This is a genomic window from Pseudonocardia sp., assembly GCF_025465255.1.
In the GTDB taxonomy this organism is placed as follows: Bacteria; Actinomycetota; Actinomycetes; order Mycobacteriales; family Pseudonocardiaceae; genus Pseudonocardia.
Map to the genome: position 1 here is coordinate 1 of NZ_JAODNI010000019.1, position 22,012 is coordinate 22,012.

General features: G+C 72.8%; 20 protein-coding genes and 2 pseudogenes. 12 read left to right on the top strand and 10 right to left on the bottom strand.

The window, feature by feature from the left end:
* From JWP64_RS01875 to JWP64_RS01885, 3 genes are all read right to left on the bottom strand, one after another.
* The coding region (locus tag JWP64_RS01875) for a cbb3-type cytochrome c oxidase subunit I (RefSeq protein ID WP_297491515.1) at window positions 1-296 on the bottom strand (296 nt) is incomplete at its 3' end.
* 184 nt (window positions 297-480) lie between these two features.
* Window positions 481-1,293 (bottom strand): PIG-L family deacetylase, encoded by an 813-nt coding sequence (locus tag JWP64_RS01880; protein WP_297491518.1) that lies wholly within the window; start codon window positions 1,291-1,293, stop codon window positions 481-483.
* Window positions 1,294-1,367: 74 nt separating this feature from the next.
* The gene (locus tag JWP64_RS01885; RefSeq protein WP_297491522.1) at window positions 1,368-3,263 is read right to left on the bottom strand and encodes an AAA family ATPase; all 1,896 of its coding nucleotides are present in this window, start codon (window positions 3,261-3,263) and stop codon (window positions 1,368-1,370) included.
* Window positions 3,264-3,453: 190 nt separating this feature from the next.
* On the opposite strand from JWP64_RS01885, the gene JWP64_RS01890 reads away from it, so the two are divergent.
* The 4 genes from JWP64_RS01890 to boxB all read left to right on the top strand — a co-directional run bounded on the left by JWP64_RS01890 (window position 3,454) and on the right by boxB (window position 8,914).
* Entirely contained in the window at window positions 3,454-5,070 is a 1,617-nt protein-coding gene (locus tag JWP64_RS01890; RefSeq protein WP_297491524.1) for a benzoate-CoA ligase family protein, read from the top strand.
* Between the two features lie 124 nt (window positions 5,071-5,194).
* Window positions 5,195-5,623: a GNAT family N-acetyltransferase gene (locus JWP64_RS01895; RefSeq protein WP_297491526.1), complete on the top strand. Its 429-nt coding sequence runs from the start codon at window positions 5,195-5,197 to the stop codon at window positions 5,621-5,623.
* A 117-nt stretch (window positions 5,624-5,740) separates the two neighbouring features.
* The gene (gene boxC / locus JWP64_RS01900) at window positions 5,741-7,495 is read left to right on the top strand and encodes a 2,3-epoxybenzoyl-CoA dihydrolase (protein ID WP_297491529.1); all 1,755 of its coding nucleotides are present in this window, start codon (window positions 5,741-5,743) and stop codon (window positions 7,493-7,495) included.
* A 6-nt stretch (window positions 7,496-7,501) separates the two neighbouring features.
* Window positions 7,502-8,914, top strand: coding sequence for a benzoyl-CoA 2,3-epoxidase subunit BoxB (boxB, locus tag JWP64_RS01905; protein WP_297491532.1), 1,413 nt, complete (start codon window positions 7,502-7,504; stop codon window positions 8,912-8,914).
* A gap of 195 nt (window positions 8,915-9,109) precedes the next feature.
* On the opposite strand, the gene JWP64_RS01910 is transcribed toward boxB, so the two are convergent.
* Window positions 9,110-10,162 (bottom strand): D-2-hydroxyacid dehydrogenase, encoded by a 1,053-nt coding sequence (locus tag JWP64_RS01910; RefSeq protein ID WP_297491534.1) that lies wholly within the window; start codon window positions 10,160-10,162, stop codon window positions 9,110-9,112.
* A 180-nt stretch (window positions 10,163-10,342) separates the two neighbouring features.
* On the opposite strand from JWP64_RS01910, the gene JWP64_RS01915 reads away from it, so the two are divergent.
* The 4 genes from JWP64_RS01915 (at window position 10,343) to JWP64_RS01930 (ending at window position 13,678) form a co-directional block, all read left to right on the top strand.
* Entirely contained in the window at window positions 10,343-10,699 is a 357-nt protein-coding gene (locus JWP64_RS01915; RefSeq protein WP_297491537.1) for a hypothetical protein, read from the top strand.
* Entirely contained in the window at window positions 10,696-11,739 is a 1,044-nt protein-coding gene (locus JWP64_RS01920) for an alpha/beta hydrolase (protein ID WP_297491540.1), read from the top strand. Before JWP64_RS01915 ends, JWP64_RS01920 begins: the two co-directional genes overlap by 4 nt.
* Window positions 11,740-11,844: 105 nt before the next feature.
* A complete protein-coding gene (locus JWP64_RS01925; RefSeq protein ID WP_297491543.1) occupies window positions 11,845-12,372 on the top strand; it encodes a sigma-70 family RNA polymerase sigma factor in 528 nt (175 codons plus the stop codon).
* A gap of 34 nt (window positions 12,373-12,406) precedes the next feature.
* Window positions 12,407-13,678 carry a VOC family protein gene (locus JWP64_RS01930; protein ID WP_297491547.1) on the top strand — a complete coding sequence of 424 codons (1,272 nt, stop codon included), beginning with the start codon at window positions 12,407-12,409 and terminating at the stop codon, window positions 13,676-13,678.
* Between the two features lie 131 nt (window positions 13,679-13,809).
* On the opposite strand, the gene JWP64_RS31315 is transcribed toward JWP64_RS01930, so the two are convergent.
* Complete coding sequence (locus JWP64_RS31315; RefSeq protein WP_366889227.1) at window positions 13,810-15,273, bottom strand: SDR family NAD(P)-dependent oxidoreductase; 1,464 nt, start codon at window positions 15,271-15,273, stop codon at window positions 13,810-13,812.
* Window positions 15,274-15,543: 270 nt separating this feature from the next.
* Here JWP64_RS31315 and JWP64_RS31320 point away from each other — a divergent pair.
* Together JWP64_RS31320 and JWP64_RS01950 are read left to right on the top strand one after the other, a co-directional pair.
* Window positions 15,544-15,837, top strand: a pseudogene (locus tag JWP64_RS31320) (hypothetical protein); the annotation flags it as partial.
* Window positions 15,838-15,985: 148 nt separating this feature from the next.
* Window positions 15,986-16,396, top strand: a complete 411-nt coding sequence (locus JWP64_RS01950) for a DUF6401 family natural product biosynthesis protein (RefSeq protein ID WP_297491557.1) — start codon at window positions 15,986-15,988, stop codon at window positions 16,394-16,396.
* A 170-nt stretch (window positions 16,397-16,566) separates the two neighbouring features.
* On the opposite strand, the pseudogene JWP64_RS01955 reads toward JWP64_RS01950, so the two are convergent.
* A pseudogene (locus tag JWP64_RS01955) lies at window positions 16,567-17,096 on the bottom strand (ethanolamine permease); the annotation flags it as partial.
* Window positions 17,097-17,278: 182 nt separating this feature from the next.
* Between JWP64_RS01955 and JWP64_RS01960 the strand changes: the two are divergent.
* On the top strand, window positions 17,279-18,322 hold the full coding sequence (locus JWP64_RS01960; RefSeq protein WP_297491561.1) for an alpha/beta fold hydrolase: 1,044 nt from the start codon (window positions 17,279-17,281) through the stop codon (window positions 18,320-18,322).
* A gap of 78 nt (window positions 18,323-18,400) precedes the next feature.
* Here the strand turns inward: JWP64_RS01960 and JWP64_RS01965 are convergent, their stop codons facing one another.
* A complete protein-coding gene (locus JWP64_RS01965) occupies window positions 18,401-18,568 on the bottom strand; it encodes a hypothetical protein (protein WP_297491563.1) in 168 nt (55 codons plus the stop codon).
* Window positions 18,569-18,691: 123 nt separating this feature from the next.
* Here JWP64_RS01965 and JWP64_RS01970 point away from each other — a divergent pair, with 123 nt between their 5' ends.
* A complete protein-coding gene (locus tag JWP64_RS01970; protein ID WP_297491566.1) occupies window positions 18,692-20,356 on the top strand; it encodes a glycoside hydrolase family 13 protein in 1,665 nt (554 codons plus the stop codon).
* Window positions 20,357-20,397: 41 nt separating this feature from the next.
* Here JWP64_RS01970 and JWP64_RS01975 read toward each other — a convergent pair whose 3' ends face one another.
* From JWP64_RS01975 to JWP64_RS01985, 3 genes are all read right to left on the bottom strand, one after another.
* Window positions 20,398-20,931 carry a hypothetical protein gene (locus tag JWP64_RS01975; RefSeq protein WP_297491568.1) on the bottom strand — a complete coding sequence of 178 codons (534 nt, stop codon included), beginning with the start codon at window positions 20,929-20,931 and terminating at the stop codon, window positions 20,398-20,400.
* Window positions 20,928-21,389, bottom strand: a complete 462-nt coding sequence (locus JWP64_RS01980) for a hypothetical protein (RefSeq protein WP_297491571.1) — start codon at window positions 21,387-21,389, stop codon at window positions 20,928-20,930. Before JWP64_RS01980 ends, JWP64_RS01975 begins: the two co-directional genes overlap by 4 nt.
* 59 nt (window positions 21,390-21,448) lie before the next feature.
* Window positions 21,449-22,012: class F sortase (locus JWP64_RS01985; protein WP_297491574.1), on the bottom strand; the 564-nt coding region annotated here is incomplete at its 5' end.

Here is a 22,012-nt window from a genome sequence, read left to right on the forward strand (position 1 = left end):
AAGCCGAACAGGATCGGCGTCGCGTACAGCAGCAGCATGATCGTGCCGTGCATCGTGAAGAGCTGGTTGTACTGCTCACTGGACAGGATCTGCTGTCCAGGGCGGGCGAGCTCGGCACGCATCAGCAGCGCCATCGCACCGCCGGCCATGAAGAAGCCGAACGACGTGACCATGTAAAGGATCGAGATGTCCTTCGGGTCCGTCGTCCGCAGCATCTTCAGGAACGTGGAGCCCTTACCCGTCCGACGCGCCGGGTACGGGCGCGTCGTGATCGGTTTGGGGGCGACGGCTGTCACTGTGCCTCCTGCACTGGACCTCATGGGGCAGGTCCGAACTCTATCCCGCGCGAACCGGCGTACCCCCTGCCGGGGCGATGGTCTGCCCTGGCACGACGGTTCGCACGCGCATCATGCTCTACGCAGAGTAGAACGGCCACCGGCGGGTCCGGAACCCGCGGTCACGCGACCGTGGTCACCCGGCCTACCGCATCGGCAGGAAGAGCTCGGTGAAGACGTCCGGCGCGACGGCCGGGGCGGGCGGGTCCGCCACGATGTAGAACTCGGTGCCGAAGCCCATCGCGAAGATGGGGTCGGGCATCGCGAGCATGAAGTGGCCCGGCCCGATCTGGCTGGCGTGGGCGCGCATCGACGCCCGCTTCTGCTCCACGAAGTCCACGGCCTCGACCCGGTGGGTGATCTCCGCCTCCGGCTTGCCGAAGTCCGGCGGCGGCTCGGACGACGACGCGTCCCACCCCTCGGGGATCTGCCCGGATTCCTTGAGCCCCTTCATCCCGCGGAGCATCCAGTCCCGGTTGATCGTCCCCTGCGCGACGACGGGGACGCCGGACAGCTCGGCCGCCCGCATCCCGACCCGGTGCACCTGGATGTGGTCCGGGTGGCCGTAGCCGCCGTTGTCGTCGTAGACGGTGAGGACGTCCGGCTCCTCCTCGTCGAGGATCACCGCCAGCAGCTTGGCCGCGTGCTCGACGCGGGCCTGCCAGAAGCAGTACGGGGCGTCGTTGGTGGGCAGGCCCATCATCCCCGAGTCCGTGTACGGCAGGAACTCCACGCGCGCGGCACCGAGGGCCTTGGCGGACTCGTAGCACTCCGCGGACCGGCGGATGGACAGCGGCTCGCCCTCGGCGAGCACTCCCGGGACGGGTTCGCCCAGGTCACCGCGGGTGGCGAAGACGAGCACTACGCGGTGGCCGTTCTTCGCGGCCTTGGCGAGGGTGCCGCCGGAGCCGATCGACTCGTCGTCGGGATGGGCATGGAAGCTGACGATTGTTCCCACGGCGCCGAGGATATGCGCCCGCGGCGGCGGGGCGCGGTACGTGGGCCGGGCACCACGCACCGCGCACCGGCCCGTCAGGCCAGGATGCGGGTGAGTGCCGGCCCGACCTCGGCGAGCCTCCGCACGGGCCGGCAGGTGCCGCCGCCCCGCGCCGCCAGCGCCGCGGACGCCTTCTCCGCGTCCTCGTCCGGGAGCGGGCACAGCACGTGCAACCGGTCGATACCGCCGAGCGCGGTCGTCGGCTCGTCGCCTGCGGTGTGCAGGCAGTCCGAGAACAGCACGACCATCCGCTCGTCCGCGACCGCACCGGCGAGCTGCCTCGACGCCTCCCGCAGGGCGGCGGCGATGTCCGTCGTCCCGTGCCCGCGCAGGGCGACGAGCTCGCCGATCAGCTCGTCAGGCGGGCGACGGACGCCCTGCCGCTGCAGCGTCCGCACCCCCGACCCGAACGCGAGGACACCCGGTTCGAGCTTCGCGCCGCCGGTCTCGGACGCGAGCACGACGCCGGACGCCGCGACGGCCGCCAGCGCGACCGCGAGCCCCTGCATCGAGCCGGAGATGTCCACGACGAGGCAGACGGCCCGTCGGTGCGCCGTCCAGCCCCGGGTGACCAGGTCCTCCGGCAGCGGCCGACGGGAGACGGCCGGTTGCCAGGCGTCGAGGGTCCGGTCCAGGTCGAGATCGCCCTCGCCGCCCTTGGTCGCGGCGATCCGGCGGGTCCCCCGCGCCTTGGCCGGCCCGACCTTGCCGAGCTGGATGAACACCCGTCCGGCCAGCTTGCGGGCCTGCGCGCGCAGCTGCACGTCCGTCGCGACGGCGAGGTCCGCCAGCAGCGCGGCGGCCGCCTCGGGGTTCTCGGCCAGCGCGGCGTCGAACGCCTCGGCGTCGAGCTCACCGAGCTCGGGTGAGACGTCCTCGAACTGTTCGTGCCGGCTCCCGAGCTCGCCGCGGCCCATCGTGCGCTGCCCACGGCTGGGCGTCGGCTTGTCCTTGCCCTTCTGCTGGCCCGCTCCACCTGACGGCGGCGGGCCCTCAGCTTTTCCCGAATCACCGTCCTGGTCCGGCGCGTCCGGCGCGTCCGGCTCGTCGGAGTCCTCCGGCCAGAGCCGTTCCAGCAGCTCGTCGATCACGGCCTCGGGGGTCCGGTCGACGCCGTCGGCGATCTTGATCCGGCCGGACAGCGCGGCGTGCGCGGCGTCCCGGGCGGTCTCGCGGGCGGGCTTCTCCTCCCCGCGCAGCTCGGCGAGGCCGGTCAGCACCAGCGCGAGGTCGATGGCCCCGCGGACGGAGGAGCCCATCCTGATGTCCCGGTGCGCACGGGTGGAGCGGGTCAGGCGGACGGCCAGGTCGTTGACCGGGCCCTGCACCCCGCTGACGGAGCCGGTGATCGCGCGCTCGGCGTCCTCGTCCTGGTAGCCGAGGACGACCCGGCACATCCGGTCCGCGATCGCCTGGCTGACCCGCGCGGTGCCGATCGCGTCGAACGGGTTCATCGCGGCGATCAGCCGGAACCGCGGGCCGGCCTGGACGGTGCCGAGCCGCGGGACGGCGATCTCGCCCTCGGTCAGCACCGTGATCAGGACGTTGAGCGTCTCCTCGGGGACCCGGTTGAGCTCCTCGAGGTAGAGCAGGCCGCCCTCACGCATGGCGTTGAGCAGCGGCCCGTCCACGAAGCTCGCGGGCAGGTAGCCCTCCGCCAGCACCTGCGACGGGTCGAACGCGCCGATCAGCCGCGCGGGCGTCAGCTCGGCGTTGCCCTCGACGAACACGACGTGCTGGCCCGCGTCCCGGGCGATCGAGCGCAGCAGCGTGGACTTGCCGGTTCCGGGCGGGCCCTCGATGACGACGTGCCGGCCGGTCGCCAGCGCGACGGTGAGCACCTCGCGTTCCCGCTTCAGGCCGACGATCGGGACGGGCTGCTTGCCCGCCGCCGGGGCGCCGTTCCCGGTCGGGAGGGTCGTTGACGTCACTGTCACCTCCGACGCCCGCGCACGCGGGCGACATCCAGGTGATCCGGCGTTCGCCGCACCACACGACATTCGTACAGGGCGAAGGCCCGCCGTGTCAGGATCGCAGGATCTGCGATCTTCTACGAACCGTTGACGGTACGTGATCGAGCTGTAGAGTTCGAGCACCCGAACCGGCACAGGAGCCAGCACCATGGCCGAACTCTTCAACGCTGCGGAGTATCTGACGGACCGACGGGTGGACGCCGGCGACGGCGCTCGTGTCGCGGTCCACCACCCGCGCGGCACCCTCACCTACGCCGAGCTCGTCGACGAGGTCCGCACGGTCGCCGCCGGCCTCGCCGGGATCGGCGTCCGCCCCGAGGAACGCGTCGTGCTCTGCATGGCCGACGACGTCGAGCTCTTCACCGCGATCCTCGCCACCCTCTACATCGGCGCGGTCGCCGTGCCCTGCTCGACGATGCTCACCGGACCCGAGCTGGCCACGCTCGTCGCCGACTCGCGGGCGCGCGCCCTGCTCGGCAGCCACCAGTTCGCCGACGCCGTGCACACCGCCGCCGCGGACGCCCCGGACCTGCGCCACCTCGTGCTCGCCGGCGCGCGGCCGACCGCGCCCCCCGGGATCAGCGCCCTGACCTGGGACGAGCTGCGGGCCGCCGGCGCCGCTCCGGTCGAGAAGCCCTACCCCACCTGGGACGAGTCGCCCGCCCTCTGGCTCTACACGTCCGGCACCACGGGCAAGCCCAAGGGCGCGATGCACCGGCACGCGGACATCCGCTACGTCGCCGAGACGTACGGGACGCAGGTCCTCGGAATCGACCCGGGCGACGTGTGCCTGTCCGTCGCGAAGCTGTTCTTCGCCTACGGCATCGGCAACTCGATGTTCTTCCCGCTCTCGGTCGGGGCATCGGTCGTGCTCGAACCGTCGCGCCCGACCCCGGACCTCATCGCCGAGAAGGTCATGGCGCACGGCGTGACCCTGTTCTTCGCCGTGCCCAGCTTCTGGGGTCCGCTGCTCGCGTCCGGCGTCCCGGACGACGCCTTCGCGACGACCCGACGCGGCGCGTCGGCCGGCGAGACCCTGCCCGCCCGGATGTTCCACGGCGTGCGCGAGCGGTTCGGCTTCGAGGTCCTCGACGGCATCGGCTCCACCGAGGCGCTGCACATCTTCGTCTCCAACCGACCCGGCGCGGTCGTCCCGGGCAGCTCCGGCTTCCCGGTCCCGGGCTACGAGGTCGAGCTGCGCCGGACGGACGGGACGGTGATCGACGGCGCCGGCGAGTCCGGGATGCTGTGGATCTCCGGGGACTCGATCTGCACCGGCTACTGGTGCCGCACCGAGGTGAACCGGGCGGTCTTCCACGGCCGCTGGATGCGGACCGGGGACCAGTACGTCCGCAACGACGACGGCAGCCTCACCTGCCTGGGCCGCGCGGACGACGTGCTCAAGGTCGGCGGCATCTGGGTCTCGCCTGCCGAGGTCGAGTCCCGCCTGCTCGAGCATCCGGACCTGGCCGAGGCCGTGGTCGTCGGCATCCCGGACGCCGACGGGCTGGACAAGCCGGTCGCGTACGTCGTGCCGCGGGCCGGGGTGGTCGTCGACCCGGACGAGGTCATCGCGTTCTGCCGGGCCGGGCTCGCGGCTTTCAAGCGGCCCCGCGCCGTCGTCCCGATCGGCGAGCTGCCGAAGACCGCCACCGGCAAGATCCAGCGCTACCGGCTCCGCGCGCTCGCGGTGGAGGCGCCGCCCGCCGGGGCCACGGTGGCGTCGACGCCCCTCCTCTCCCCCGAGACGCCGGTGCGCACCTGATCGCCGCATTCGGCACTTTCGCTCAGACCCGGTGAGCGAGAGTGCCGCTCGTGCGGATGCCCCAGTGCTGCGCTGCGACCCCGGGAGACCCGGGCCACACTCGGGCGGACGCGAGGAGGCAGGTATGACCCACGAGTGGATCCGGGAGACGCCCGCGATCTGGGACGGATCGAAGGCCGACGTCCTCGGCGATCTGGCGCCGACCCTGTTCGGCCTCGGCACCCCGCAGGACGGCGACAAGCTCGGCGACGAGTGGTGGCGGGTCGAGGACGACGGCGCCGTCGTCGGCTACGGGCGTCTCGACGAGTCCTGGGGCGACGCCGAGATCCTCGTGCTGGCCCATCCGGAGCACCGCGGCTCCGGCGTCGGCACGTTCGTGTTGGAACGGCTCGAGGAGGAGGCCGGCAGCCGGCACCTCAACTACATCTACAACGTCGTCCCGCGCGGCCACCCGGACCCCGACGCGATCTCCGGATGGCTGGCCGCGCACGGGTTCGAGCACACCGACGTCGGCGAGCTGCGGAAACGGGTCCGGAGCAACGGCGTCACCTGACGTTCTACAGCGCTATCCCGAAGCGCGAGCATGTTGTAGACTCTCAGCCAGCTGACCGCCGCGTCCCGCTCGGGACAGACCCCACCTGGGACAGACGCAGCGCAGGAGGATCCCGACATGACCGAGGAGACCGGCACCATCGACGCAGCCGGCACCACCGCCCCGTCAGGCTCGGCAGAGCACACGGAGGAGACGCCCGCCGTCTCCTTCGACGCCGATCCCGCCACGTACCGGCACTGGACGCTCGACACGTCCGGGTCCGCCGAGACCGGTGTCGCGTACCTGCGGCTGGACATCGACGAGACCGGCGGGATCGTCCCGGGCTACGAGCTGAAGATGAACAGCTACGACCTGGGCGTGGACATCGAGCTCTACGACGCCACCCAGCGGCTGCGGTTCGAGCACCCCGAGGTGCGCACCGTCGTCGTGACCAGCGCGAAGGACAAGAACTTCTGCGCGGGCGCGAACATCCGGATGCTGGCCCAGAGCTCGCATCCGTGGAAGGTGAACTTCTGCAAGTTCACCAACGAGACGCGCAACGGCATCGAGGACGCCACGGCGAACTCCGGGCAGACCTACCTCGCGGCGGTCAACGGGACGGCGGCCGGCGGCGGCTACGAGCTGGCGCTGGCCTGCGAGCAGATCCTGCTGATCGACGACAACTCCTCCGCGGTCTCGCTGCCCGAGGTGCCGCTGCTCGGCGTACTGCCCGGGACCGGCGGCCTGACCCGGGTGATCGACAAGCGGAAGGTCCGCAAGGACCGGGCGGACGTCTTCGCCACCACGTCCGAGGGCATGCGGGGCAAGCGCGCCGTCGAGTGGAAGCTCGTCGACGAGGTCGTCCCGAAGCGCGCGTGGGACGAGACGGTCGCCGAGCGCGCCGCCACCGCCGCGGCCGGGTCGTCGCGTCCTGCGGACGCCTCCGGGGTGGCGCTGACGCCGCTGCAGCGCGAGGAGACCGCGGACGGCATCACCTACGAGCACGTCAAGGCCACGTTCGACCGCGACCGGGGCCTGGTGGAGATCACCGTCCTCGGCCCCGACGGCGGCGTGCCCGAGTCGTGCGCGCGGGTGCACGAGCTGGGCGCGGACTTCTGGCCGCTGGCCATGACCCGCGAGCTCGACGACCTGATCCTGCGGCTGCGGGCGAACGAGCTGGAGCTCGGCACGTGGCTCATCCGCACGCAGGGCGACGTCGAGGACGCCCTCGCCTTCGAGCGGGTCATCGAGCAGCACAGCAAGGACGACTGGCTCGTCAACGAGATCCGGCACTACTTCAAGCGGGTGCTCAAGCGGCTCGACGTCACGTCGCGCAGCCTCATTGCGCTGATCGAGCCCGGCTCGTGCTTCGCCGGCGCGCTACTGGAGCTCGCCTTCGCCTGCGACCGGCAGTACATGCTCGACGGCACGCTCGACGAGGACGACTCCGAGCAGGGTGACGAGGCGCAGATCATGCTGTCGGCCTCGAACTTCGGCACATTCCCGATGAGCAACGGGATCTCCCGGCTGGGCTCGCGCTTCTACGGTGACGACGACCACGTGGCCAAGCTCCGCCAGGAGACGGACCGGCGGATCGAGGCCCGCGAGGCGCTCGAGCTGGGCCTGGTCACCGACGCCCCTGATGACATCGACTGGGAGGACGAGATCCGGATCATGCTCGAGGAGCGCGCGTCGCTCTCCCCGGACGCGCTGACCGGCATGGAGGCCAACCACCGGTTCGTCGGCCCGGAGACCATGGAGAGCCGGATCTTCTCCCGGCTCACCGCGTGGCAGAACTGGATCTTCGTGCGCCCCAACGCCTCCGGGCCCGAGGGCGCGCTCCGCAAGTACGGCACCGGACGCAAGGCCGAATTCGATCGCAGGCGGGTGTGAGCACAGATGTCAATTGACTACAGCGAGAAGATCCCGAACAACGTCGACCTCGCCGGCGACCGGAAGCTGCAGCGCGCCCTGGAGTCCTGGCAGCCGAACTTCCTGAACTGGTGGAAGACGATGGGCCCGGCCGTCCCGACGGAGGACGTGTACCTGCGGACCGCCGTCGACGTCGGCAAGGAGGGCTGGGCGCAGTTCGGTCACGTCGCCATGGAGGAGTACCGCTGGGGCGTGTTCCTCGCCGAGCGCGGCGACGACCGGCGGATCGCCTTCGGCGAGCAGAAGGGCGAGGCGGCCTGGCAGCAGGTCCCCGGTGAGTACCGCGCGGACCTGCAGCGGCTGATCGTGATCCAGGGCGACACCGAGCCCGCGTCCGTCGAGCAGCAGCGGCGTCTCGGCGAGACCGCGCCGTCGCTCTACGACCTGCGCAACCTGTTCCAGGTCAACGTCGAGGAGGGCCGTCACCTCTGGGCGATGGTCTACCTGCTGCACGCCTTCTTCGGCCGCAACGGGCGCGAGGAGGCGGAGGCGCTGCTGCACCGCAACTCCGGTGACCTGGACAGCCCCCGCATCCTCGGCGCGTTCAACGAGGAGACGCCGGACTGGCTGTCGTTCTTCATGTTCACGTACTTCACGGACCGGGACGGCAAGTACCAGCTCGGCACGCTGAAGGAGTCCGCCTTCGACCCGCTCTCGCGCACCTGCGAGTTCATGTTGAAGGAGGAGGCGCACCACATGTTCGTCGGCACCACCGGCATCGACCGGGTGGTGACGCGGACGTGCGAGCTGATGCGCGAGCACGACACCGACGAGATCGCGCCGCACGGCGGCGTCCCGCTGGACGTGATCCAGAAGTACGTCAACTTCCACTACTCGGTGTCGCTGGACCTGTTCGGCTCGGAGCAGTCCACGAACGCGGCGAACTACTTCACCGCAGGGCTCAAGGGCCGCTGGCAGGAGGAGCGCCGCAAGGACGACCACGTCCTCACCGAGGACTCCGCGAAGATCGACCTGGTGCGGGACGGCGTGGTCACCCAGGACGAGGTGCCGGCGCTGCTCGCGCTGAACTCGGACCTGCGCAACGAGTACGTCAAGGACTGCCAGTCCGGCCTCAAGCGCTGGAACCGGATCCTGGAGAAGGCGGGCTTCGACCAGCGGCTCTACCTGCCGCACGTCGGCTTCAACCGGCACGTCGGGCTCTTCTCGGACCACTACGTGACCCCTGCCGGGGACCTCGTCGGCAAGGACACGTGGGAGGCAAAGGAGGACTGCTGGCTGCCGAGCGAGGGCGACAAGGTGCACGTCCAGTCCCTGATGCGGCCGGTCTACGAGCCTGGAAAGATCGCGAGCTGGATCGCGCCGCCGACCAACGGGATCAACGGCAAGCCGTTCGAGTACGAGTACGTGCACCTGGCCTGAGCGGGGCCGTGACTGACGCTCGAGTGGCTCAAGCGTCAGTCGGGGCCGCCTGAGCCACTCGAGCGGCGGCGTGCCGAGCAGCACGCCGATCCGAAGCGGAGCGATAGCCCGGCCCACGCGCGTCGTCCAGTCCCACGCGCCCGGTCGACCGCGCGCGTCGCACCGGACCGCGCGCGTCCGTCGGCGCGAGCGGGCTCAGTAGAACTCGACCGTGTCCACCACGTTCCGCAGCGGCTCCCCGTCCAGCAGCCGCCGCGCGTTCTCCACGAACAGCTCCGCGATGCGCCGGTCCTCCGCCTCGTCGAGCGCGGCGGTGTGTGGGCTGACGAGCACGTTCGGCAGGTCCCACAACGGGCTGTCCTCGGCCAGCGGCTCCACCGCGAAGACGTCGAGCGCCGCGAACCCGACGCGGCCGTCCCGCAGCGCCCCGACCAGCGCGTCCTCGTCGATCACGGTGCCGCGACCGACGCTGACGAGCGTCGTCCCGGGCCGGACGGCGTCGAGCACCGCGGCGCTGACCAGCTTCTCCGTCGCGGGCGTGCCGGGCAGGGTGACCACGACACCGTCGACCCGGCCGACGACGGACGCCAGCTCGTCGGGGTGGACCAGCTCGTCGACGAACTCGGGCGGCTCCCCGCCGTGCCGCGACGTGCCGATCACCCGCGTCCCGAACGCCTGCAGTCGCCTCGCGACCTCGATTCCGATGCCGCCGAGCCCGACGACCAGCACGGTCTGGTGTTCGAGCTGGCCCATGAACCACCGGTCCGCCCAGTCGTGCGCGCTCTGGTGGGCCTGCAGCCGCGGCAGGGTCTTGGCCCCCGCGAGCAGCCCGAACAGCGCGAACTCGGCGAGCGGGCCGCCGTGCACGCCGGCGGAGGTGGTGAACGTGAGGGCCTTCAGCTGCTCCGCGGACAGGCCCGCCTGACGCACGGTGGCCCCGCCGCCCGCGGCCATCGTCTGGACCCAGCGCAGCCCGGGATTGGCGTCGACGGTCCGGGCGAGCGCGTCCGCGTCGACGTCCGGGATGCCGTAGAGCGCCTCCGCGGAGTCCAGCAGCTCCTCGAACCGGGCCTGCTCCTCGGGTGTGCGGAACCAGCCCGGATCCCCGGAGTGGTCCCCGGGATGGCGTTGCGGAGGGAGCAGGGAATGGTCGCGGACCAGCTCGACGCGCGGCTCCTCCCGCTCGATCATCACGCACAGTTCCTCATCGAGCGGGGTCGCCAGCACGACCCGCAGCCGCTCGGCCACCCGGACCTCCTCACGTCGACGGACGCGGACCACCCTGCCCGACCCCGGCCGGCGCGGCACACTGGACGGGGTGAGCACGGTCCGCATCCCTCCCAGCCCGGCCGGGCGGCCCGTCTCCGGGCGGCAGCGGGCGGCGACGGCAATCGGTGCGTGTGGTGCGGCCGGGAGTGCGCCGGGCTGGTGGTCACGACCACCGACCATCTCGTGCCCCGGGTCAAGGGCGGGCCGTCCTGGCTGGAGAACGAGGTCGTCGCGTGCCGTCGGCGCAACGCCGGCCGCGGGCACACGAGCCCGGCCGAGTGGTTCGCCGAGTGCGAGCGCCGCGGCTGGCACCCGGACCTCGACGCGGTGCTGGGCGCCCTGCGGTCGCTGGACCGGGCCATCGCGGGGCGCGGCGGGCGCAGCCCTACCTCGCCGCCCGGCTCCGTCGCCTCACCCGGGCCGAGCAGGACGGCGAGCCGGCTGACCGATCGCCGCCATCCTGAGCCGACCGGCGGATTGACCACCGGACGGCCGGTGGAAACGATCTCGGCATGACGCTGCTGCCCGGGGTGCGGTCCGCCACCGCCGACACCGACCGCCTCCGGATGCACTACCTCGAGTCCGGGCCGGCGGACGGCGTTCCGCTGGTGCTGCTGCACGGCAACCTCTCCACGGGCCGCTTCTACGAGCACCTGATGCCGCGGATCCCCGAGCGCTTCCGGGTGATCGCGCCGGACATGCGCGGCTTCGGGGACACCGAGCCCAAGTCCCTCGACGCCACCCGCGGCCTCGCGGACTGGGCGGACGACACGGCGGCCCTGCTCGACGCGCTCGGCGTCGAGGCCGCCCCCCACCTCGTCGGCTGGTCGACGGCCGGGGCGGCGATCGTGGCGTTCGCCCACACCCGCCCGGTCGCGTCGCTGACGTTCCTGGATCCCGTGTCGCCTTTCGGCTACGGCGGCGTGCACCGGGACGGGACCCCGCTTTTCGACGACCACGCCGGATCCGGCGGGGGCGGCGCGAACCCGGACGTCGTCGCGCGGCTGGCCCGCGGCGACGACTCGGACGAGAGCTCGTCGTCGATCCGGAACGTGATCCGCGCGCTGTACTGGTCCCCGAAATACCGGCTGCCCGCGGACCGCGAGGACGTCCTCGTCGCGGAGGTCCTCAAGACCCTGACCGGCGACGACGGCTACCCCGGCGACTCGACGGCGTCGACCAACTGGCCGGGCACGGCCCCCGGCACCCGCGGCATCCTCAACGCGCTGTCGCCGAAGTACTGCCGCTGGGACGACATCGTGGACCTGGACCCCATGCCGCCGGTCCTGTGGACGCACGGCACCGCGGACCTGGTCGTCTCGGACGCCTCCCCGCTGGACTTCGGCGTGCTCGGCGCGGCCGAGGCGGTCCCCGGCTGGCCCGGCCCGGAGGTCTTCCCCGCACAGCCGATGGTCACGCAGATCCGGGACGTCCTGGAGCGCTACGCCGCGGCCGGCGGAAAGGTCCGCACCGAGATGCTCGAGGGCTCCGGCCACGGCCCGCACGTCGACGCCGCGGACCGCTGGCTCGAGGTCCTCCTCGACTTCCTCCCCTGACCTGCCCGCGAGTCGGCGTTTCCGGTCGACCGAGTCGCACCTCGTGAGCAGGTCCGATCGGGTGATCGACCGTCGGAGTTCGGTCGGCCCACGCGATGGAGGGACGTGAGCGGTCCGCAGCAGGTCGAGCCCGACCCGGGCCTCGCGCTGCTCACGCTGTACGACACGGCCCTGCCCGAGATCTACGGCTACCTGCTCGCGCGGTGCGGCCGGCGGACCCTGGCCGAGGACCTCACGGCGGAGACGTTCCTCGCCGCGGTCCAGGCGTGCCGGCGCAGGCCGGGCCCGGACGTCAGCACCGGCTGGCTGGTCGGGATCGCCCGGCACAAGCTCGTCGACCACTGGCGGGCCCTGGACGTCCAGGACCGCCGGCTCCGGGTGCTCGACGGCGGCGCCGAGGACGTCGACGACCCCTGGGACGCCGAGCTCGACGCCCTGGTGGCGCGGGAGGTCCTCGCGCGGCAGAGCCCGCAGCACCGCGCCGCGCTGACCCTGCGGTACCTCGACGGCCTCGCGGTCGCCGAGGTGGCGCACCTGCTCGGCCGGACGGTGCACGCCACCGAGGCGCTGCTCGTCCGGGCCCGCGCGGCATTCCGCCGCAGCTACGACGACGACCGAGGGGGCCCGGCATGACCGTCGACGTGCTTCCTCCCGCGGAGGCGGAGTCATGACCGATCCGCTGGACGCCCTCCATGACCCCGTGCGTCCCGTCGACCCCGACCCCGCGTTCGCCGCGCGTCTGCGCGAACGCCTGGAACGGCTGCTCCTCGACCCGGCCGCACCCCTGACCAGCACCCGGGAGATCCCGATGACCACCGCCCAGGCCGAAGCGCTGCCCCTGCACGACCTCACCGCCCATCTCGCCGTGCCCGACGCCGCGGCCGCCCTCGACTTCTACGCCGACGTCTTCGGCGGGGTCCGGCGGGGCGAGCCGATCGTCATGCCGGACGGGCGGATCGGGCACGCCGAGATCGCCCTCGGCGGCACCGTGCTGATGCTCGCGGACGAGTTCCCGGAGCTGGGGCTGCGCGCTCCTGCACCCGACGCGGTGTCCGTGTCGCTGCGCCTCGAGGTGCCCGACCCGGATGCCGTGGTCGAGCGGGCCGTCGCCCGCGGCGCCCGGCTGGACCGGCCGGTGAGCGACTCGCCGTACGGCCGGGGCGGGGCGATCACCGATCCGTCGGGGCACCGGTGGATGGTGTCCTCCCGCTCGCCGTCGGCCGGGGACGCCGTCGTGCGCCCCGGGGACCTCGGCTACACCTCGATCTGGACCCGCGACGTCGTCGCAGCGGAGCGCTTCTACCGGGCCGTCCTCGGCTGGGCGGCCACCGCCGACCACGCGGGCGCCGGCCGGCAGGTCACCGACCTCACCGCGCACATGGGGATCGTCGGCGAGCAGGAGCTCTCGACCCTGTTCTGCTGCTACGGCGTCGCCGACGTCGACGAGGCCGTCACATTGGTCCGCGCGGCCGGCGGAACGGCGCAGGCCCCGGCGAAGATGCCGTTCGGCCGGGTTGCGGACTGCGTCGACGACCAGGGCCTCCCCTTCACCCTCTACGACGTCGCCGGCGGGAGCGGGCGGGGCCGGGACACGACCGCCCCGGGCGAGCTCACCTACGCGACGATCGAGGTCCCGGACTCCACCCGCGCCCGCGCCTTCTACGGCACCGTCCTGGGTTGGCGGTTCCTGCCGGGCCGGGAGCCGGGCATGTGGATCGTCCGGGTCGGCGGCGGCGACCCCCGCCCGCCGATCGGGCTCGCGGGGGGCCGGGAGAAGGCGACGGTGGTACCGATGTTCGTGGTGCCGGACGTCGCCGCGGCGGTCGGGACGGTGCGGGAGCTGGGCGGAACGGCCACGGACCCGACCGACGCGGGCTACGGGACGTCGAGCGAGTGCGTTGACGACCAGGGCGGACGGTTCTGGCTGGTCCAGTACTGAACCCGACCGGGGTCACGAGGTCGGGAGCTGCGCCTCGACGATGTCCGCCGCCGCCGCGGCTCCGCCCGCGGCGCGCAGCTCGTCCCGGATCGCGGCCAGGCGTTCGGCTACGTCCGGCGAGCCGGTGAGCGTCAGCAGGGCCTCCCGCAGCGCCTCGGGCGTGGCCTCCTCGGCCGGAGATGCACGCCGACGCCGAGTTCCTGCAACATCGCCGCGTTGCCGAACTGGTCCACCGCCTGTGACACCGCGATCATCGGGACGCCCTCATGGAGCCCCTCGGAGCAGCCGCCCATCCCCGCGTGCGTGACGAACGCAGACGCCCGTCGCAGCACGGCGAGCTGCGGTACCCAGCGGTGCAGCTCGACGTTCGGCGGCAGCTCAGCGATCGCGGCCGGATCGGTGTGCGGCCCGATCGCGAGGACGACCTGCCACGGCAACGGGCCGAACGCCGCGACGCACGCGCGGAAGAACTCCGTCCGGTCGTTGTAGGCCGAGCCGAGCGAGACGAGCACGAGCGGCTTCTCCGACTCCGGCCAGTCCCCCTGGTGCGGACGCCGGTCCAGCGACGGCCCGACGAAGGTGTAGACCTTCTCGTCGACGTCGTCCGCGTGCGGCTGCAGCGCCCGCGGGATCAGCACGACGCACCGCGGCCGTCCGCTGAAGGTGTCCGGGTCCAGGTCGATGCCCAGCCCGTCGAGCCAGGCCGCGAACCGCTCCCGGTACTCGACGAGGCGCGGGTCCCGCCGGAACGCGAGCGCCTCGCCCATGTCCTCCTCGAAGCCCTCCCACGCCACCATCGACGGCGAGAGCTGCACCAGGGGGACGTTCCAGCGATGGGCGAGCGCCCGGCCGGCGTAGCGAGTGATGTCGTAGAGCAGCAGGTCCGGCCGGTCGGCGGCGACGCGCACGGGCCCTACCAGGGCACGGGACCGTTCCGGTCGACGAAGGTCCCCGTCGGCCCGTCCGGCGGGACCTGGGCGAGGGTGACGATCACGTCCGTCCCCTCCTCGACGGTCTGGAACCCGCTGTGCCCGTTGAGGATCGGATGTTAGGGGCCCGTCAGGCCGAGTTTGCGTCGTGATCATGTTCAGGGCGGTCTTCGACGACGTGCAGGTCAGCGCGACCAGCTGCGACTCCAGCCGCGACGGGTCGCTGGTCACCGCGATCGAGCCCATGCCGCTGGACACCATGACGATCCGTGGCGCGGCCGAGCGGGTCAGCAGCGGGAGGAACGCGCGGGTCACCCGGACCGGCCCGAACACGTTGGTCTCGTAGGTCTTGCGCAGGTCGCCGGCGCCCGTGTCCGCGGCGGCCACATACGGGCCCGTGATGCCGGCGTTGTTCACCAGGACGTCGAGCCTGCCGTAGGAGTCCTCGACCCGCTTCGCCGCGGTGCACGCCGACTCGTCGGACGTGACGTCGATCGGGAGGACGTGCACGTCGAGGCCCGCCAGGCCCGAGGCGGCCGCCGCGCCGCGGGAGGCGTCCCGCGCCCCGAGCAGGACCGTCCACCCAAGCTCCGCGAGTCGCCGCACCGTCGTCAGGCCGAGGCCCTTGTTCGCCCCGGTCACCAGGGCGTAGGTCGTGTCGCTCATGTCTCCAGCGTCGCCCCGGGCGACGCCGGCCGCCAGGCTCACCGCAACCCGGGACCCGCGGTACCAGGCTACGGCGCACGAACCGGGGCATGCTGGCGTCGTGGACCGCACCGAGCTCGGCGCGACCCTCGATGCTGCGGCTGATGGACCGGCTCACGGACCTGCCGGCGATGCTGGTCAACGCGAGGATGGACGTGATCGCCCGGAACGCGATGGCGTCGCCCTGCTCGGGGACTTCTCCGCCCTCGCCCCCGCGGACCGCAACATCGCGTGGCGCAGCTTCACCGGGCCGGGCAGCCGGATCCACACGAGCGACGAGCGGAGCGCGAACGGCTGGACCGCGCGCTCGTCGCCGACCTCCGGGCCGCGTCGGGCCGCTACCCGGACGACCCGGGGATGACGGCGCTCGTCACGGCGCTCCGGCGGCGCAGCGCACGGTTCGCGGCGCTGTGGGCGGAACGGGCCGTCGCCGTCCGGCACGACGACCGGAAGTGCTTCGCCCACCACGCCGTCGGCCTGCTCGAACTGGACTGCGACGCCCTGCACGACACCGCGGACGACCAGGTCCTCCTCGTCCACTCCGCAGCCCCCGGGAGCTCCGCGGCGGAGGCGCTGGCCTTGCTCAGGGTGATCGGGGTGCCGCCGGACACACCGGATCGGCCGCACGGGATCGTCACCCGATCATGTGATTCCGCTCGCTACGATCCACCCCGTGACTGTGCTGCAGGACCTGCGCACCGTGTTCGCCGACCGCTCCGCGCGGCGGCGGCTCCAGCACCTGACCGAGCAGATCGGCCGCTCCGGCCTGTCCGCCGCCGCCGGCGACCCGGGGCTGGCGGCCGTGGTGGACCAGCACGCCGCGGCGGTCCGGGACATCGTGACGGGCGGTCCCGCGCGCGCGGCCAGCGGCGCGCTCACCGTCGCCACCCTCCCCGCGCGGTTGAGCGGCACCGTCGCCGTCCGGCTGGCCGCCTACGCGCGCAAGCTGATGCAACGCCAGCGCCGCGAGGTCGGGTGGGTCCCGCTGCCGCACGACGGGCAGTGGCAGCACGCGGACGTGGTCACGCTGCGGCTGCTCGGAATCTGCCACATCGCCCGCGAGGCCGGGCTGGTCAACGCCTGAGTCACGCTTCGAGCGCGGGGTCCGCCTTCAGCGCGACCCCCGAGAGCCCGAGCCGCCCGGCCTCCGCCATCAGCATCGCCAGCGTCGTCGCGGCGGCCTCGTAGCCGGTCCCGTGCGGCGGGCGGATGTTCGACGACGCTGCGGGCCCCGATCGCCGAGGCGACCTCGTTCGCGGTGATCACGAACATCGCCTTGAGCGCCTTGCCGGCGCCGGTCAGATGCACCCCGATGAACAGAGCGTAGACGACCAGGTAGACCCACCAGCCGTCGGTGATCCCGAAGAGGTTCAGCGACTCGAAGTAAGACACCGATGAAGGTCGCGATCGCCGCCGGCGCGATCGAGTACTCGATCAGGATCGCGGTGCCCGTGGCGAAGCCGCCCCACGGGCCGAGCGCGCGGCGGGCGAAGGTGTACCCGCCCCCGGCTGCCGGGAGGGCGGACGACAGCTCGGCCATCCCAGGACCATCGCGAAGTACATCGCCGCGATGACCACGCCCGCGATCAGCAGGCCGCCGAAACCGCCTTCGGCCAGGCCGAAGTTCCAGCCGGAGTAGTCCCGGAGATCACGTAGCTGACGCCGAGGCCCGCGAGCAGCACCCACCCCGCGGCGCCCGTGCGGAGCTGGCGGCGGGCGAGGTACGCGCTCGCGTCCGTTCCGGTGCTCGCACCGGCGGCCGGGCTGGTCGACGGTGTGCTCACGGGAGCCTCCGTTCGTCGCGGGATCGTGGTCGGGCCAGGAAGGCCAGGGACAATCCATTACCCGCGCCTCACTTTCGGGTTACCGTCTCCGGCCGCCCGGGAAATCCCGATCACGCCGTTGCGGGAACGGGCGCGGAAACCGATGATCGAACCTCACCGCTCCGTCAACGACGAGGGAGATCATGGCGATCAGCGACTACTACTCCGACGAGGTCCACGGCAAGCACGAGTATCTGGACCTCGGAGGCTTCCCGCTGCAGAGCGGGTACACGCTGCCGAACGCGCGGCTGGCCTACAAGACGCACGGGACACTGAACGAGGCCAAGGACAACGCGGTCCTGTTCCCGCACATGTACAGCGGCACGTCGGCGTCGATGGAGATGTTCGTCGGCGAGGGCCGCCCGCTCGATCCCGCGAAGTACTTCGTCATCCTGCCCGGGCAGTTCGGCAACGGGTTCTCCTCCAGCCCGTCGAACACGCCCGCGCCGTTCGACCGCGGCCAGTTCCCCCAGCTCGCGATCGCGGACGACGTCATCGCGCAGCACCGGCTGGTCACCGAGCACTTCGGCATCGAGCGGCTGCACGCCGTCCTCGGCTGGTCCATGGGCGCGCAGCAGACCTACGAGTGGGCCGTCCGCTTCCCGGACCTCGTGCCGCGGGCCGCGGTCTTCGCCGGCACCGCCCGCACCCCGGTGCACAACCAGATCTTCATCGACGTCCACACCGAGCTGATGGTCTCCGACCCCGCGTTCAAGGACGGCTTCTACGCGGACTCGGACGACCTGCGGCTGGCGCTGAAGCGGCACGCCGTCGCGTTCTCGCTGATCGGGCTGTCCGCCGCGTTCTACCGCGACGAGCTGTGGCGGGACCTCGGCTTCGTCTCGGCGAACGACTTCCGGCAGGGCTTCCTCCGCGGGTACTTCGCGCCGATGGACCCGAACAACCTGCTCGCGCAGGCCTCGAAGTGGAAGGCCGGGGACATCGGCCTGCACGCCGGCGGCGACGTCGCCACGGCGCTGCAACGGATCACCGCGAAGTTCTTCGTGACGTCGTTCTCCGAGGACCTGTTCTTCCCGCCGGAGGACCACGAGGCGGACTGCGCCCACATCCCGGACGGGCGGCTCCGGCCCGTGGGCACCCCGATGGGCCACTTCGGCATGTTCTGCCTGCGGGAGAAGGACCAGCAGGCGATCGACGCGGTCATCGCCGAGATGCTGGACTGCTGACGGGCGGCGGCACCGCCACCGGCTCGTCCCACTCGATGTGGTGGCGGTGCAGCCACTCCGGCGAGACCCCGCCTCGGGCTAAGGACCCTCCCCCTGCTCCTCCCGGGGCTGCGCGAGCAGGTCGTCCAGGTCCGGCGCGGGGGCGGGGAGATCCAGGCCGAGCTGGCCGTCGTCCGCGGAGTTGGGCGGGCGGTAGTGCCCCTTCACCCACGTGAGGTCGCGCGGATGGCCGTGTACGAACGGCATGTGGGGGCTCCTTCCGCCGGTCCCCCACCGAGTGAAGCACGCCGCACCGACAGATCCAGCCGGAAACGGGTGCGGCGGGCACCATGGGGACGGCCCGCACCCCCGTACCCCCGAGGAGAACGCATGGCGGCTCCGGCGGACCGGAACCTGCCCGTGAACGATCCGGACGACGCGGCCTGGTGGCGCAGCGCGGTGATCTACCAGGTCTACATCCGCAGCTTCGCCGACGGGAACGGCGACGGCGTCGGGGACATCGCCGGTCTCCGCGACCGGCTGCCGTACCTGGCGGACCTGGGCGTCGACGCGGTGTGGATCAACCCGTGGTACCCGTCGCCGCTGGCCGACGCGGGCTACGACGTCTCCGACTACCGCGCGATCGAGCCGCGGTTCGGCACCCTCGCCGACGCGGAGGCGCTGATCGCGGACGCGCACGAGCGCGGCATGCGGATCATCCTGGACATCGTCCCGAACCACACGTCGAGTGCGCACGTCTGGTTCGGCGAGGCGCTGCGGGCCGGTCCGGGGTCGCCCGAGCGGGACCGGTACGTCTTCCGCCCGGGCTGCGGCCCGGGCGGCGACGAACCCCCGAACGACTGGAAGGCGATGTTCGGTGGCGGCGCCTGGACCCGGGTCACCGAGCCCGACGGCACACCCGGCGAGTGGTACCTGCACCTGTTCGACGTCGAGCAGCCGGACCTGAACTGGGAGAACCCGGAGGTCCACGCGGACTTCGAGCAGACCCTGCGCTTCTGGTTCGACCGTGGCGTCGACGGCTTCCGGATCGACGTCGCGAACTCGCTGGTCAAGGAGGCGGGGCTGCCGGACGTCGGGACGCGGCGGAACCACGAGCCCGGTCCCCACCCGCACTGGGACCGCGACGAGGTGCACGACGTCTACCGCGACTGGCGCCGGATCGCGGACACCTACGACCCGCCGCGGGTGTTCGTCGCGGAGGCGTGGGTGCCGGAGGCGGACCGGTTCGCCCGCTACCTGCGCGCCGACGAGCTGCACACGGCGTTCAACTTCGACTTCCTGCAGGCGGCCTGGCTGGCCCCCGCGCTGAAGGAGTCCGTGACGCGGACGCTGCGCGAGCACTCCGTCGTCGGGGCGCCCCCGACCTGGGTGCTGTCCAACCACGACGTCGCCCGGCACGTGTCCCGGCTGGCCAGGGACCCCGACGCCGGGATCGGCACGTCCCTCGACTCCATGATCGGTACGGCCGCGGACCTCGAGCTCGGCCTGCGCCGGGCCCGGGCCGCCGCGTTGCTGATCTTCGCCCTGCCGGGTGGGGCGTACGTCTACCAGGGCGACGAGCTGGGCCTGCCCGAGGTCGAGGACCTGCCGCCGGACGTCCTGGACGACCCGACGTGGAGGCGTTCCGGGCACACCGAGCGGGGCCGCGACGGCTGCCGGGTGCCGATCCCGTGGTCCGGGGACGCGCCGCCGTTCGGCTTCGGCGAGGGGGAGCCGTGGCTCCCGCAGCCGGAGTGGTTCGCCGAGCACACCGCCGAGGGGCTCGCGAAGGACCCGGACTCGATCCTGAACCTCTACCGGCTGGCGCTGCGGCTGCGGCGTGAGAACCCCGCGCTGGGCGACGGCCCGCTGACGTGGCTCGACGCTCCGGAGGGGGCGCTCGCGTTCGCCCGGGACCGGGGCTTCGTGCTGGTCCTGAACGTCTCGGCCGAGCCGCTCCCGCTGCCCGACGCGGAGATCATCCTGGCGAGCGGCCCGCTGACCGAGGACGCGCGCGTCCCGGCGGACACGGCCGTCTGGCTCGCCGCGCCCTGAGCGGCGGGGTCTGCCGTACCACCCGGCGGTGGACCCCCGGCTCAGGCCCGGACGACCGTCCGACCACCGGCGACCAGCAGGCTCGCCGAGCTGATCAGGGCCGTCGTCGCGATCACCGCACCGGGTGCACCCCCGACGAGGCCGACGACCGTCCCCACGAGCGCCGCACCCACGAACGCGAGGCCGATCAGGTAGAAACCGCGCCAGAACGCGCGACCGAACGCCAGGAAGTGTGCACCGACCACCAGCGCCACCCAGGGACAGACGTACTGCGGCAGGCCGACCCGGCCGAGCACCACCCCGCCGACGACCAGCGCGATCACCTCGCCCAGGACGATCAGCCGGTACCGCGGCGTGCGAAACATCGACCCGTCGCCACCCGACCGCGGCGCCGTCCGGACGCCTCGCAGCGCCTCGACCACGACCGCGAGGCCGAGCACGATCCCGGCGACCCGCACGATCGTCGACGCCGGCGCGGCCAGCCCGGACGCTCCCCACAGCGCCCACAGGGCGCCGAACACCCCCGCGATCGCGGCGCCCACCAGCGCACCGCGCAGATCTCCCCGTCCGCTCATGATCGGATCATGCCCTCCGACGCCGCCCGGGCGACAGCGTCCCGCGCCGCCGGCCTGCTCATCAGCCTCTTGTCCGCCGCCGGAACCGCTCGCACCGGGGCCGCCGGGACGAAGGACCGGCCCGTCGCGACGGCGAGCGGGGCGAGCAGCAGGATGCCCGGCAGGTGGATCAGCAGGCTGAGGACCCGGAACGCCCCGGCTAGCTGTACGGCGTCGGCGACGACGACCAACGCGGCCGACGTCACCCCGGTGGCCAGGGCCGCCGGCATCACCGGGAGCCGCTCCAGCACCCGCCCGCAGACGATCCCGACGAGGGCGAGCAGGACCAGGGCGAGCAGGATCCGGACCTCCCGGCCGAGCGGGGTCGCGAACAGGGCGACGGCCGTCGCGGCGGCGGAGGCGGCCGCCGCGGGCAGCAGGTCCGTGGTCCGGGGGCGTTCGGCGGCGGTGGCAGGCATGCCCCGATGCTCCGACGGGACCCGCACCTCGCACATCCGTAGAGGTACGGACTCGAGGATCATGCCGCGACGAGCGCGGCGAACGCGACGACGTTGTCCCGGTAGCTGCGCCCGCCCCGGTCGAACGATCCGCCGCACGTGACCAGGCGCAGCCCCGCGCCGGGCAGGTCCCCGTAGACCGCGGCGGTCGGGAACGCGTCCTTGGCGTAGCGGCGGACGTCCTGGATCTCGAAGGTGGCCGTGGTCCCGTCCGCGCGGTCGACCTCGACCAGGTCCCCGCGGGCCAGCGCGCGCAGCCGCTGGAACGGGCCTGCCCGGTGGTTCCAGTCGACGTGCGCGGTGAGGACCGACGGGCCGCGCTCCCCCGGCGTCGGCCCGCCGGTGTACCAGCCGGCGAGGGTCGCGGCGGCGTCCCCGGACGGGACGTCCAGGGCGCCGGTCGCGTCGAGGCCGAGCGGGACGAGCCCGGTCTCCATCCCGATCGCCGGCGCCCGGACGCGGACCGGAACGGCCCCGGCGAGCGGGGACGACGCCGCACGGAGCGTGGTCGTGGGGATCGGCGTGACCGTCCCGCCGGGCGGCGACGCCGGGTCGGCCAGCGGCGCCGCGCCCAGCGCCCCGGC

Coding starts and splice junctions, on each gene's coding strand:
- JWP64_RS01975 (WP_297491568.1), bottom strand. CDS start 20,931: ATGAGCGGACGGGGAGATCTGCGCGGTGCGCTGGTGGGCGCCGCGATC.
- JWP64_RS31315 (WP_366889227.1), bottom strand. CDS start 15,273: ATGAGCGACACGACCTACGCCCTGGTGACCGGGGCGAACAAGGGCCTC.
- JWP64_RS01965 (WP_297491563.1), bottom strand. CDS start 18,568: ATGCCGTTCGTACACGGCCATCCGCGCGACCTCACGTGGGTGAAGGGG.
- boxB (WP_297491532.1), top strand. CDS start 7,502: ATGTCAATTGACTACAGCGAGAAGATCCCGAACAACGTCGACCTCGCC.
- JWP64_RS01960 (WP_297491561.1), top strand. CDS start 17,279: ATGGCGATCAGCGACTACTACTCCGACGAGGTCCACGGCAAGCACGAG.
- JWP64_RS01890 (WP_297491524.1), top strand. CDS start 3,454: ATGGCCGAACTCTTCAACGCTGCGGAGTATCTGACGGACCGACGGGTG.
- JWP64_RS01895 (WP_297491526.1), top strand. CDS start 5,195: ATGACCCACGAGTGGATCCGGGAGACGCCCGCGATCTGGGACGGATCG.
- JWP64_RS01930 (WP_297491547.1), top strand. CDS start 12,407: ATGACCGATCCGCTGGACGCCCTCCATGACCCCGTGCGTCCCGTCGAC.
- boxC (WP_297491529.1), top strand. CDS start 5,741: ATGACCGAGGAGACCGGCACCATCGACGCAGCCGGCACCACCGCCCCG.
- JWP64_RS01970 (WP_297491566.1), top strand. CDS start 18,692: ATGGCGGCTCCGGCGGACCGGAACCTGCCCGTGAACGATCCGGACGAC.
- JWP64_RS01920 (WP_297491540.1), top strand. CDS start 10,696: ATGACGCTGCTGCCCGGGGTGCGGTCCGCCACCGCCGACACCGACCGC.
- JWP64_RS01980 (WP_297491571.1), bottom strand. CDS start 21,389: ATGCCTGCCACCGCCGCCGAACGCCCCCGGACCACGGACCTGCTGCCC.